General features: G+C 49.3%; 9 protein-coding genes and 1 pseudogene. 2 read left to right on the top strand and 8 right to left on the bottom strand.

Annotated features, from left to right (window positions below; all coding sequences use genetic code 11):
- Positions 1–9: 9 nt before the first annotated feature.
- The 8 genes and pseudogenes from IPL71_RS08775 to IPL71_RS08740 all read right to left on the bottom strand — a co-directional run bounded on the left by IPL71_RS08775 (position 10) and on the right by IPL71_RS08740 (position 9,473).
- Positions 10–1,428, bottom strand: coding sequence for a trimethylamine methyltransferase family protein (locus IPL71_RS08775; protein WP_345320788.1), 1,419 nt, complete (start codon positions 1,426–1,428; stop codon positions 10–12).
- Positions 1,429–1,534: 106 nt separating this feature from the next.
- Positions 1,535–3,325 (bottom strand): S9 family peptidase, encoded by a 1,791-nt coding sequence (locus IPL71_RS08770; protein ID WP_345320786.1) that lies wholly within the window; start codon positions 3,323–3,325, stop codon positions 1,535–1,537.
- Positions 3,326–3,327: 2 nt separating this feature from the next.
- Positions 3,328–4,803 carry a trimethylamine methyltransferase family protein gene (locus tag IPL71_RS08765; RefSeq protein ID WP_345320784.1) on the bottom strand — a complete coding sequence of 492 codons (1,476 nt, stop codon included), beginning with the start codon at positions 4,801–4,803 and terminating at the stop codon, positions 3,328–3,330.
- 126 nt (positions 4,804–4,929) lie between these two features.
- Entirely contained in the window at positions 4,930–6,408 is a 1,479-nt protein-coding gene (locus IPL71_RS08760; protein ID WP_345320782.1) for a trimethylamine methyltransferase family protein, read from the bottom strand.
- A gap of 151 nt (positions 6,409–6,559) precedes the next feature.
- Positions 6,560–8,035, bottom strand: a pseudogene (locus IPL71_RS08755) (trimethylamine methyltransferase family protein); the annotation flags it as partial.
- A gap of 27 nt (positions 8,036–8,062) precedes the next feature.
- Positions 8,063–8,719: a cobalamin B12-binding domain-containing protein gene (locus tag IPL71_RS08750; RefSeq protein ID WP_345320780.1), complete on the bottom strand. Its 657-nt coding sequence runs from the start codon at positions 8,717–8,719 to the stop codon at positions 8,063–8,065.
- 8 nt (positions 8,720–8,727) lie between these two features.
- Complete coding sequence (locus tag IPL71_RS08745) at positions 8,728–9,240, bottom strand: GntR family transcriptional regulator (protein ID WP_345320778.1); 513 nt, start codon at positions 9,238–9,240, stop codon at positions 8,728–8,730.
- Positions 9,204–9,473, bottom strand: coding sequence for a GntR family transcriptional regulator (locus tag IPL71_RS08740; protein ID WP_345320777.1), 270 nt, complete (start codon positions 9,471–9,473; stop codon positions 9,204–9,206). Before IPL71_RS08740 ends, IPL71_RS08745 begins: the two co-directional genes overlap by 37 nt.
- Positions 9,474–9,708: 235 nt before the next feature.
- Here IPL71_RS08740 and IPL71_RS08735 point away from each other — a divergent pair, with 235 nt between their 5' ends.
- Both IPL71_RS08735 and IPL71_RS08730 read left to right on the top strand, forming a co-directional pair.
- Positions 9,709–10,542 carry an EamA family transporter gene (locus IPL71_RS08735; RefSeq protein WP_345320776.1) on the top strand — a complete coding sequence of 278 codons (834 nt, stop codon included), beginning with the start codon at positions 9,709–9,711 and terminating at the stop codon, positions 10,540–10,542.
- Positions 10,543–10,904: 362 nt separating this feature from the next.
- Positions 10,905–12,848, top strand: coding sequence for a PAS domain-containing sensor histidine kinase (locus IPL71_RS08730; RefSeq protein ID WP_345320774.1), 1,944 nt, complete (start codon positions 10,905–10,907; stop codon positions 12,846–12,848).
- Positions 12,849–12,851 lie beyond the last annotated feature (3 nt).

Raw genomic sequence — 12,851 nt, 5'->3', positions numbered from 1 at the left:
ATCAACTCCTTATTTCTTCTTTACCATTTCTTTTTCAGCAGCGGCCATAATTCTATCAAGTTCTTTTTCCTGCTGAGGCTCCAGCGGCGGGACCTGATGTTCGCGCAGAATCCTTTCTGCTTCGTCTGCGGCGTAATCTGCCATTTGTTTGCGGCCCAGTTTATCTTCCCATGTTTCCCATGAGTTGCGTTCGGCAAGTTTTGTCAGTGCGATTTCGCCGGCTTTCAAATGATTCAGCGTGTGGCGCTGACCTAAAAAGTTGCGCGTGCCATTCATCACATTTTCGATGATGTCCACTGCAAGATGGGCAGCATCTGCTGAGAGACCTTTTCGCTGGCGCATGATACTGCCAACAAGTTCATTGTCCAAAACCATTTGAGCGTATGAACCCATTACGCCCGCTTCCATTTCGCCGATGCCTGATAATTCGTCTGCGCCGGCCAGAGCAGGGATCGATGCGTTAAGTCCGCGCTCGAATGCGTTTTGGGCGTCGAGGGTATGTGCGTTCGTTGAAAACCCATATACATTGACACTGAATCCGTAAAAATGTCCGAGTTGAACCGTGGCGGCTGATGACATGCCAAGTTCCACGCCGCCCCAAATTAATCCGGTGCGCGGCTCCAGCATTCCGAGGCGTCCGCAATATACAACACCGCATCCGGGGTTGACGATTTGCGCGAGGACGAGCAGCGCCAGCGTTTCTGCGCTTTGCTGCACAAGACTGCCTGTGATGGTCATCGGCGATGTGGCTCCGCCGGTGGGCGCGGGCAGGTTGGCGCAGATCACACCGGCCTTCGCCATTTCAACAATCGCAGCAGCAGCGGGGTCGTGGATCGTCAACGGGCTGACGGGGGAGAGGGAGAGTGTGAGTTCATTGGCGGGCGTGCCGATCACTTGTGCCATTTCAACCGCATACTTTACTTCCTCTGCAAATTGAATGCCGGGTCCCTGCAAAGGCTTGACCGTGTGCGGAATGGAATGACGGTACATGAACAGTGACATTAATTCACCGGGCACATCCTGTGGCGTGAAGAACGGGGTGACTGTGTGGCAATTGGGGAGGGCATCCAGTACGCGGGTGGCATCGATCACATCCTGATCGGTTGCAATTCTGCGGGTGCCGGTCTTTGCATCGAACACATCACGCGCGCCGCCCAGATTGTGAAAATATAAATTGCCGCCGCCCAGTTCATTGGTCTGCCCGTTGCGCCCGCGGATGACGGGTCTTTTGTTGGCTTTTGCGATGCAATCTTCAACCAAATGCGGCGGCATACAAACGCGATTATTTTTTATTGTACAGCCCGCGCCCAGCAAAATATCAAGGCTGGGCTTATGCGGCCAGATCAATCCCACTTCACTCATGATGTGAAGTGTTGCTTCATGCATTGCTTTTATATCGTCATCGCTAAGAAACTTCAACGGTTCCATGTCTACTCCACTTTGATAAGACTAAATAAAATGTTCACCATGATAAACGGAGATCAACGGAGATAAAAATAAAAACATCTTTGTTTATCGCTGTTGATCTCTGGTTTTAAATATTCTTCACTATAAATTCCACGCACTTTTCTTCCGAGTCGATCACATTTTCAATATCTAAAAAAGCGTGGCCTTCATCTTTGTAAATCAACAACTCAACTTCCTTGCCTAATTCAACCAGTTTATCACGAGCATCGATCGAATCAGATGCCGGGCAGCGCGGATCGTTTCCGCCGCAGATCATTTGCACAGGCGCGTTGACTTTGTCTAAAAAGAAATAAGGTGAAAGTTCAACCCATCGGTCATGATTGTCTTCAGGATCGCCCATGTTTTCAATATTCCAATGCTGCAAATCTTCACGCGAGTCTTTGTGTGATTTGATCCAGTTTAAGAATGGAACCACTGCTGAACCCACCGCAAACAATTCAGGGTATCTTGTCATGCAAGACATCGTTAGAAAACCGCCGTGGCTTCTGCCTGTTACGGCGATCTTGTTTTTGTCAGCCAAGTTATTTTCAATTAAATAATTCACGCCCGCCGCGCAATCATCGGTGTCCACGCCGCCCATGTCGTAGCGGCTGGCGTTCTGCCATTTTTTGCCATAGCCCGTCGACCCGCGATAATTGGGCGCAAGCACCGTCCAGCCGCGTGAAGCCAGATGACTCATCATCGGCGACCATAAAAATTGATACAGCCAGTTCGGTCCGCCGTGAATGTCGATAATTCCCCGTGTGCTATCTTTTGCACGATATAACAAGGCCGGCACTTGCGTCCCGTCTTTGCTGGTGTACCAAACTTCTTCAGGCTGAATAAACCCTGCGTCGCGCAAGTCATCGGGCAATGAATTTGTTAACTGCCTGATCGAATTATCTTTAAGATTTATCTTCCACAAATCGCACGGATGACTCGTATCTTCATATAGAATTACAACGCTATCATCAGTGAACTGCGGAAAGTAATGGACTCCATCCCCGATCTTTTTCTCGCGAATAACATCGCTTCCTTCTTTAAGCTGTAAGCTGGTCTTTGCACCTTCAGAATGCACCCAACCGATAATTTCTCCGCTCCGCGACCATGCAGGTTGTGTGTCATCGCCAGTTGATTCGTTAACCCATGTAATTTCTTTTGACTCGACATTGAATAATCCAATATCGTGCCATTCGCCGTTCTCGCCGGAGAATGCCAAAAATTTAGAATCAGGTGACCATGCAGGTTGCTGTGCATTCAAGAGTTGACCATTTACTTTAAGCTGCACCGTATTTACTTTCACGCCCTTGCGCGGACGATTAACAGGCATGACATAAATGCTGCGGTCGCTGGCAGTTGACTCAGCTTCGATCGCGATCCACTGACCATCGGGTGACCACTTCGCATCCCAGCAGGGGTGGAATACATTTTTTATCATGCGTCCGGGTGTACCATCCAGATGGATCAGGTGCAAAGCAAACTGTCCGTGCTTGTCAGAAAGCACAGCCAGTACTTTTCCATCGGGCGACCAGGTGATATTTGGTTGGTGCGCGTAGGCGATTTGAGGTGTGAGATCTCTGCTGATGTGGGTGCTGAGATCATGCACAATGATGTGATATGACTCGCTGCCGTCGAGATCTAATGCGTAGGCGAGCATTGTGCCATCGGGAGAATGGATCGGGGAGAATTTGCTTCCTTGTTTTTGAGAAACAAGCTGCGGTGAGTCTGATCCGTTCTTTTTATCCAATGGCATTTCATATAATTCCCAACGGCCTGTTTTGTTCCAGGCAAAAACCAACCTCTGCCCGTCGGGTGAGATGTCAAATCTTAATGTACTGTCAACATGGGGGACGCGCAGAAGTTGGGAGAGTGTGAGCATGTTTATGCGGGCTGCATATCCTCTAGTATGGGTAGGTGTTCGATGCCTGCTTTTCTGGCGAGGTCGAGCACGAAGGCGTGGAGTTCGTTTTCTTTGGCGGGGTCAAGCTCGGGGCGGCGATAGGATGCGAGAATTTCGTTTACGCGGATTTTTGCGCGAGCGAATGTATCCATTGAACCTGATTCTTTCCAGCCGCGCATTGAGTCGCGGTCGATGACCTTGCCGGGCATGTGCTGTTCTTTTTGAAAGAGTTGCATTGTAACCCGTTGTTTGAGAAAATCGCCGCCTTTAAAGTTAACACCTTCATAAAAAGCTGTGGCAAGTGTTTCGGTGTGAATCTTCATTCCTTGCACCATGCGCTGCGCCATTGCGATGCCTTCTGCGTCGGTGACTAATTTTTCAGGGCTTTGGCAAATGAGGGAGTCCAACATGCCTGAGCCGGAGATCATGTTGATGCCGCTCAATGCGCCGATCATTGCACCTACTCCGCTTTCGAGGCCGGCTTGTGTATCCAAAACTTTTGCTTCAGTTGCACCGAGATATGCGTGTGTGGGCAGGCCAAGTGATTTTCCAACCTGTGCATAGGATGAGTCGATCATTGCGGTTTCGACTGCGCCGAATGGGGTGCCGCCTTTGCGCATGTCAAAGATGGCGGGTGCGCCGCCCCAAACGATCGGTGAACCTGCGTGAGCCAGTTGATGAATGGTGATGCCCGATAAACATTCTGCAGCGTGTTGTGTGACCGAGCCAAGCAATGTGACTGGAGAAGCCGCACCTGCCAGCGGCATGGAGACGATCTCTGCGGGGACGCCGGCTCGTGCCAATGTGATCAAGTTGCCCGCGCCAAAGTTTGACCAGATCAGCGGTGGTGATGGGCATACATCGAAAACTGCGCGTGGATGTTCGCGCAAGTTATCATGTCCGCCGGCGAAGATGGCGAGCATATTGATCATGTGATGCACGGTTGCGTTTGTGAATGCGCCTGTGACGATCGGTTTCTTTGAATACAACATGACCAGATATAAACGATATAGGTCATGCAAATCTTTGGGTACATCGTGGCAAACAATAGCCGTGGATTGCGCGTCATATTGCGGCAGGCTTTCTGCAACTTTAATGATGCGGATCAAGTCTGCGGTTTCAGCGGTTTTGTGTTCGAGTGTGAGGGGATCGAGGATGGTGACGCCTGAGGAGCCTGGGTCAAATTGAACCGCGTCGCCTCCATACTGGACCGTGGGGCTGCCGTAGTAGTCAAAGAGGAAGAACTCGTGCGGGACGGTTTCCAGCGCTTTGAGAACGATCTGTTCGGGGATTCTGACGATCATTGTCTCTTCGTCAACTTGTGCGCCGGCTTCGGCAAGCAGTTGACGCGCTTCGGCATTTTGCACTTTGATGCCGGGTTTGATCATCAGTTGATAGGCCTCTGCGATGATGCGTGAGATCAGGTCATCGTTGAGCAAGGACAGTTTCGGTTGCATAATGCACCTCCTGGGTGGTGTGGAAATTAGGAATTAGAAATTCCTGATAAGGATTACCAATCCGCAGGAGCGTGAGGTAAGGGACTTCGGAAGTCTTTTTTGACTTCCGAAGTCCCAGTCTTTTATTTATGCGGGTTGGTAATGTTCCAACAAAGGCAATATGTCTACGCCGGTTTTTTTTGTGAGATCAAGCATGAAGTCGTAGAGTCTGCGCTCCTGGGCAGGATCAATTTCAGGCCGCTTGTAGGATGCGAGTAATTCGGTCACGCGGATCTTGCATCTGCCGAAGGCGTCCAGTGAGCCGGCGGCTTTCCAGGCGCGAGTCGAGTCGCGGTCAATGACGCTGCTGGGAAGATGCTGCTCCTTTTGGAAGAGCTGCATGGTGGCTTTCTGCTTGAGGAAGTCGCCGCCTTTGAAGTTGATCTTGTCATCGTAGAAACCTGTGGCAAGTGTGTCAGTGTGTAGCTTCACGCCGCCGATCATGCGCTTTGCCATGGCAATGCCTTCGGCATCGAGGACGAGTTTTTCCGCGCTGTGACAGGCGAGGAAGTCCAACATGCCTGAGCCGGAGATCATATTGATGCCGCTCAGCGCGCCGACCATCGCGGAGATTCCGCTTTCGAGACCAGCTTGCGCATCGACGAGTTTTGAATCGGTTGCGCCAAGATAGGTGTGCGTCGGCATGTTGAGAGTTTTCGCAACCTGCGCATATGAACAATCAAGCATGGCGGTTTCAACCGCGCCCATCGGTGTTGCGCCTTTGCGCATGTCGAAGATGGCGGCTGCGCCGCCCCAAACGATGGGCGAACCTGCGTGCGCAAGTTGATGAATGACGATGCCCGCGAAACATTCCGCTGTGTGCTGTGTGACAGTCCCAAGCATGGTGACGGGAGCCGCCGCGCCTGAAAGCGGCACGGAGACAATTTCCGCGGGCACGCCGGCGCGGGCGAGTGCGATCAAATTGCCGGCGCCGAAGTTGCTCCAGATCAATGGCGGAGCGGGGCACACGTCAAAGATGGCGCGTGGTTTTTCGCGGGCCGCTTGTGCTGAACCCGCGAAGACTGTCAGCATGTCGATCATCTCCTGCACGGTCTTGTTCGTGAATGCGCCGGTGACGATCGGTTTTTTTGAGTGAAGTAAAACGAGATATAGGCGATATGAATCTTGAATATCTTTGGGTACGTCGTGACAAATGACGGCGGTGGATTGCGCGTCATATTGCGGAAGTTGTTCTGCAACTTTTAGCAGACGAATAAGATGTTCTGTTTCGGTGGTATCGTGCTCAAGTGTTTCAGGATTGAGCATGGTGATACCTGATGACCCCGGGTCAAAATGGACGGAGTCACCGCCGTAGTGTACGGTGGGATTTCCATCATAATCATAGAGATAAAATTCGCGCGGTACGGTCTCCAGCGCCTTGCGGACGAGTGATGCAGGAATCTGTGCAACGTCAGTTTTCGGGTCAATGATTGCGCCGGCTGCGGCAAGCAATTCCCGCGCTTCAGCATTCTGGACTTTGATGCCAGGCTTTAGAAGAAGTTCATACGCTTCTTCCAGAATACGGGCGATGATCTCATCGCTTAACAGTGTGAGCTTTGGTTGCATAAGACACCTCTAATGAGATACGAGTAACGAGTAATAAGATTTTTTAGAGAATAGGTAATAAAGAATGAGATGCGAGAAACTGCATTGAAATACGGGTGATGAGTAACAAGTCTCGTATCTCGTCACTTGTTACTCATCACTTTTTTCCTTATTACTTTTCGACCGACTTGATAATTCTTTCCATTTCCTTGCTGATGTTTTCGTCCAGCGGGTCTGGCTGATGTTCTTTCAATGTTTTGCGCGCCCTGGCTGTTGCCCAATCACGCGCGTCGTCTTTTTTGGTTTCCCACTCGGAATATGGGCGGCGATCCATGAATTTGGGCATGAACAATTCACGCATATGGTTGCGGGTGTGCTTTTGCCCGAGATAGTGACTGCCCGGCCCGACTGCGGCAATCACATCAAGCGCAAGAGTTTCTTCATTGACGACGATGCCCTCCATCATTTTGTGAACGATGGAGAATATTTCACAGTCCATCATCATCTCTGCGAATGACCAGATGCGGCTGCCGTGCAGGAATCCGCACCCGAGCAGCATATCAGACATGACTATGCTCGCCATAAAACTGGACATTGCACCTTCGAGGCCTGCCTGCCAGTTTGGTTCTTTTGCACCTGTGGCAAATGCGCCCATCGAAAGCGGAATGTTGTAGAAATCTGCCATCACATTGGTCGCTGCGCCAAAGAGAAAATCCTCCGGTCCGCCGCCAGTGTATGCGCCTGTGCGCAGGTCTGATGCGGTTTGTGCTGCCGCATAAAAGACAGGCGCACCGGGGAACGCAAGTTGTAAAAGGGCTGTTCCGGCAATTACTTCCGCGTTGCCGACTGCGAGATTGCCAGCCATGGTGGTGGGACCTGTTGTAGCACAGGCGGCCATTGTCATAAATCCGGTTGGGATGCCGACTTCTGCGGCGAGGAGAGCTGCGTCGAGGCTGCCGCCGTCATGTCCGAGCGGAGGAGCTGTGCACTGCATGAGTGAAAGTACGGGCCGCTCGCGGAGTTTATCTTTTCCGCCGACGATCAATGCTGCCATTTCAATTGCAGCTTTTGCTTCTTCCACGTTGTAAATGGACTCGGTCTGCACGTGTTTGGTGGAATTTTCCCAAACAGCTTTCAGTTCGTGCAGTCCGCGGGCTTCTGCGGGTGTATCTTGTGCTGAGACAGAAACCCAGTGGAATGCAACCTCTTCAGTCGCATCTGCAACCCTGGCAATGTCACGCACATCCTGTAAACATGACGTGCGCTTTTCGCCGGTGTTAATATCGATCACTTCCACGCCGCAGCCATCAGTCCCAAGGTTGACATGGTTTCCGTCAAGCTGCAGATCCTGCTGCGGGTCGCGTGCTGCGAGTTTGTACGCAGGCGGCGCTTTTTTGATCGCATCTTCGATGATCTGCGGTTTGACGCGCACGATCTTCTTTTCATAATCCACATCTGCGCCGTTGGCTGCCCAAATTTCCAGTGCGCGTTTTGACGGGAATCTCACACCGACTTTTTCAATGATCTGTAGAGTCGCTTCGTGAATTTGTTTTACTTCATCTTTTGTCAGCACTTCCAATTTTAGTTTTGGATTGCTGATGGTCTTGATCGTTTTAGAAGACATAAGGCCCTCCCGAGGCATATGTCTCTCTTCTCTCTCTGATGTCTTTTATGTTTATTGATCTGCCTTGCCGACCAGTTCCTTGGCGATCTTGACTGCACCGATCGCATCTTCAGAGTACCCGTCAGCTTTGATCTTGGTCACCCAGTCGCGGGTGATCGGTGCGCCGCCAACCATCACTTTGATGCGCGGACGCAAGCCTTCTTTGTCCAATTCTTCGATCACTTCGCGCTGACGTACCATGGTGGTGGTTAATAACGCGCTCATGCCGATAATATCGGCGTTGATCTCAAGCGCCTTGCCGATGATCTTGTCAGCGGGTTGATCCACGCCGAGGTCAACGACTTCAAAACCGGAGGCGCTCAACATGGTGCCGACAAGGGTTTTGCCGATCTCGTGGATGTCACCTTCGACGGTGGCAAGAACCACTTTTCCCATCATCTCGCGCGCTTCGCCAAGTTTGAGCAATTCGGGTTCGAGCACGGCAACTGCGGCTTTCATTGCTTCACCGGCCATTACCAGTTCAGGCAGAAACGCTTCGCCCAGACCAAATTGATCGCCAATGTAATTTACTCCGATCACGAATCCTTTTGTGATCGTCTCCAGCGGGTGCATATTCAACTCGATGGATTTTTTGGCGAGATCGGTAGCGATATCCGAGTCACCATCGATAATACTTTGAGCCATCTCTTTATATAGTTCTTCTGACATACTGCCTCCTATTTTGATTTCTTTATTACTAAGTGGTTCACTTGCTCTTCTTTTTCTCTTAATAAATTCCCTGGAATGCCAAGATATTCTTCCAGCCATTTACCTGAATCAAGAACATGTTCAACGGACGATTGTGCGGCTTTGTCTGCGTCGCCTTTTTTGAGCGCGTTCACGATGGCTGAGTGTTCCTCATAGGTTTGCGCCACACTGCTCGCAAGCAATTCGGGTTTGCGGAACACTGCTTCATAAAGCAGCCAATCGGGGAATGCGTTTGTGACAACGGCATACATTTTTATCAGCAGGTTATTTCCTGAAGCCTCAGCGATCAATGAATGGAACTCGCGGCTTAACTGCCGCTCCTGAGGCATCTCATTTAATTTGACATGCTTCTTCATCTCATCCATTATTTTTTCGAGGCCTGAAATCTGCTCGGGTGTAATACGCACTGCCGCCTCCCGGGCAGTTAACGCTTCGAGCATCAACCTTAGACCGTAGGCTTCCACAATATCCTGCGTGGACATTTCGCGCACACGCACGCCGCGATAGGAACACGTTCAGCAAGACTGGCCGCAACAAGCAGGTCCAATGCCTCGCGCACCGGAGTCATACTGACGCCCATCTGGCTGGCGATATCCTCCTGACGCAGCCAATCACCGGGTGAGTACTTTCCGGCGATGATCTGACGGTGCAGTGCATCGAAGATTTCCTCTTTAAGAGGTTTGTGGGTAAGTTCTTTTTCAGCAGTTAATGACATGATTATATATTATATATAATCATGTCTGAATTCGGAAGTCCAATTTGTCATCAAAAGTTTGACTTGTCGGCAGAGAAAATTGCTAAATGCCGAAAACTATCAGAGCCGGTATATAATTCAGCGAACATGAAGGCATGGGACTTTGAAAGGCTCTGCGCCAAAGATATTTTCAATGGAAAAGACACAAACACAGCATATTGAGTGAATATCTTTATATTTTCTAGAAGAGGAAAATGTGACCGCGATTTTGTTTGGTTTGTTTTCTGCATTAACCTATGGAGCAGCGGATTTTACCGGCGGCTTTGCAAGCAGACGTGTCAACTCATATGCGGTTGTGATCTGGTCTGATATTCTGGCAATGCCCATCATCGCGGCTGCCGCCTGGTTGTCCGGCGACACGTTTCCGTCTGTGCGCGGAGTGTGGCTTTCGTTGTTGAGTGGTGTGTTCGGCGGGGTGGGGATTTTATTGTTGTACCGCTCATTCGCTGAAGGCAGAATGAGTATTGCCGCACCCGTCTCGGCTTTGATGGCGGGAATGCTGCCCGTTGTGGTTGGCATGTTTACGCAAGGGTTGCCGGGTGTTTTTGTTTTTGCAGGCATGGCGCTGGCTTTGATCGCGATCTGGTTTATTGCCCGTGAAGAAGGAAGTTCGTTGCAGCTTAATTGGGTGAATGTTCGGCTTCCATTAATTGCAGGTATTTTGTTCGGAATGTTTTTTGTTTTGATGCATGACATAGGCGGTGAATCAATACTATGGCCGATCTTTATTTTGCGTTTCTCTGCAGTGGCTGTTCTTGTTTTTATTGCATATCTTATTCACCAACCGTTGACTCCGCCGTTTCGGCAATGGTATTTGCTGCTTATGATTAGCGTTTTTGATGTGACTGGAAACATGTTTTTCATCCTCTCGAATCGCGTGGGACGGTTGGATGTTGCGGCGGTTCTGGCTTCGCTTTATCCGAGTGTCACTGTTTTGCTGGCGTGGATTTTTTTAAAGGAACGCATCTCGCGCTCACAATGGTTTGGTGTACTGTTGGCGGTGGCTGCCATTGCTTTAATTGCGTTATAAGTGAAGGTCAAAGATAAAATGCCCTGGTTTTTTACCCTGGATTTTTTGTGCCTTATCCAATTGACGTGATTACATGGTTTTACAGTAAAATCAGGCATACCCAATGAAAGATAATTACATTGATTTTATCCTTGGAGATTCAGAAAAAGAACTTTCAGCAAGTTTGTTGCGTTCACTTGTGATTGGCATTCTTTTTTTGAGCGGGATGTTTATTTTATCGGCATTGTTGGTCTTTCATGAATTGATCGCGCGAGCGGCTTTTTTTCTCAGGGACGGCCGCGCTGATTTGTTTATTAACCTTCTGGCTGATTCGCCGTCGAAAACTTCGCCTTGCTGGATTGATTTTTGTCGCATTTCTCTGGTTGATCGTCTCTTTCGGTGCATACACAGCGACCGGAGTAGCTGCACCGATCTTTTTTGGGTATGCAGCAGTGATTCTTATCGGTGCTCTTGTCCTTGGGGTTAGAACTGGATTATGGCTGGTCTTTCTTAGCGTTGGCTTTGGCGGTTTTATGATCTATGCCGATGCATATCATTTTTTGCCTGATGCTAAAGAATACTCTCTCATGTCCAGATTATTTATTTACGCTTTTTTCTTTTTTGTGATTCTTCTACTGCAAAAAACGGCTGTGGATACAACCAGAAACGCTATTTCACGTGCGAACACGAGTGAAATGATGTACCGCTCTTTCCTGGAGAACATCTCAACGGTTACTTATATTAATGACACTTCTTTGGGCTCATTGACAACATATGTCAGTCCTCAGGTAATTAAAATAATTGGATATTCTCAGGATGAATTTTTAGTAAATCCTTTATTGTGGATGGATATCCTTCACCCTGCTGATCGTGAAAATGTGATTTTGGAAAATAATCGGACTTCCGAAACTGGCGAGCCATTCCTTATGGAGTATCGCCTGATCTCCAAAGACCAGCAGGTGGTTTGGGTGCGGGATGAAGCCAGCCTGATACGTAACGAACAAGGTCAACCCCAATACTGGCTGGGAGCCTGGACTGATATTACACAGAGAAAGAATTCAGAAACTGCTCAACGCAATGTTGTAGAGGCGCTTACCAGACGCACGATCCAGCTGCAGACTGCCGGGGAGGTGAGCCGCGCGGCCACGTCTATTTTGGAGTTGGATGTTTTGCTTTCGAAAGTAGTGGAGTTGATCTGTTCACATTTTGATTACTATTATGTGGGTATTTTTCTAGCGGATGAAAAACATGAAATCGTGGTCTTGCGTGCCGCCACTGGAGAAATGGGGCAGACTATGTTGAATTTTCAGCACTCGCTGCCAGTTGCAAGTTCATCCATGGTCGGCTGGTGTGTAAAAAATAATCAGGCGCGTATTGCCCTGGATGTGGGTGAAGATGCGGTACATTTCAAGAATCCGATTTTGCCGCTTACGCGCTCTGAACTCGCCCTGCCTTTAAGGGCGCGCGGTGATGTCATTGGTGCGATGACCATTCAATCAGACCGCGCTGCCGCATTTACCGAGGCGGATATTACCGCACTACAAACAATGGCTGATCAGGTCGCGAACGCGATCGAAACAGCGCGGTTGTTTGATGATCGTTCCAGGTTGATCAAGGAATTAGAGACAAAAAACGCGGAGCTGGAGCGGTTCTCATATACAGTTTCGCACGATTTAAAATCCCCGCTGGTGACGATTCGCGGCTTCGTTGGATACTTGCGTGAAGATGCCAGAAAAGGCGATATGATCCGTTTTGATAATGACCTTGCGCGCGTGATCAATGCCACAGATAAAATGCAAAACCTTTTGAGTGACCTGCTTGAACTTTCAAGAGTGGGTCGTATTATTAATCCTCTGGAGAACATTGAGTTTTCAGAGATCATAAAAGAAACATTAAGCCTGGTATTAAATCCTCTGATGCTTGATGCGATACAGGTTGAGATACTGGATCCTCTGCCAATTGTCTGCTGTGATCGTGCGCGGATCGTGGAGGTGCTTCAAAACCTTGTGACTAATGCTGTAAAATTTATGGGGGAACAATCCGCGCCGCATATACAGATCGGCGCTGCGGGTTTTGACAACAATAGTGGATACCCCATTCTGTTCGTTAAAGATAATGGAGTTGGGATTGAGGCGCAATATCACGAGCGTGTATTTGGTTTATTTAATCGTTTGAGCTCTGATAATGAAGGCACAGGTATTGGGCTGGCGATTGTAAAAAGAATTATTGAAGTTCATGGCGGGCGAATCTGGCTGGAATCGGCGGGAAGAAATAAAGGCAGCACTTTCTATTTCACCCTGCCTTTTGCAGAAGGGGAAGGAAATTAAAGA

Origin of the sequence: Candidatus Villigracilis proximus (assembly GCF_016717045.1) — a bacterium.
In the GTDB taxonomy this organism is placed as follows: domain Bacteria; phylum Chloroflexota; class Anaerolineae; order Anaerolineales; family Villigracilaceae; genus Villigracilis; species Villigracilis proximus.
The sequence above is the reverse complement of the archived record's forward strand: the minus strand, read 5'-3'. Positions and strand labels throughout refer to the sequence as shown.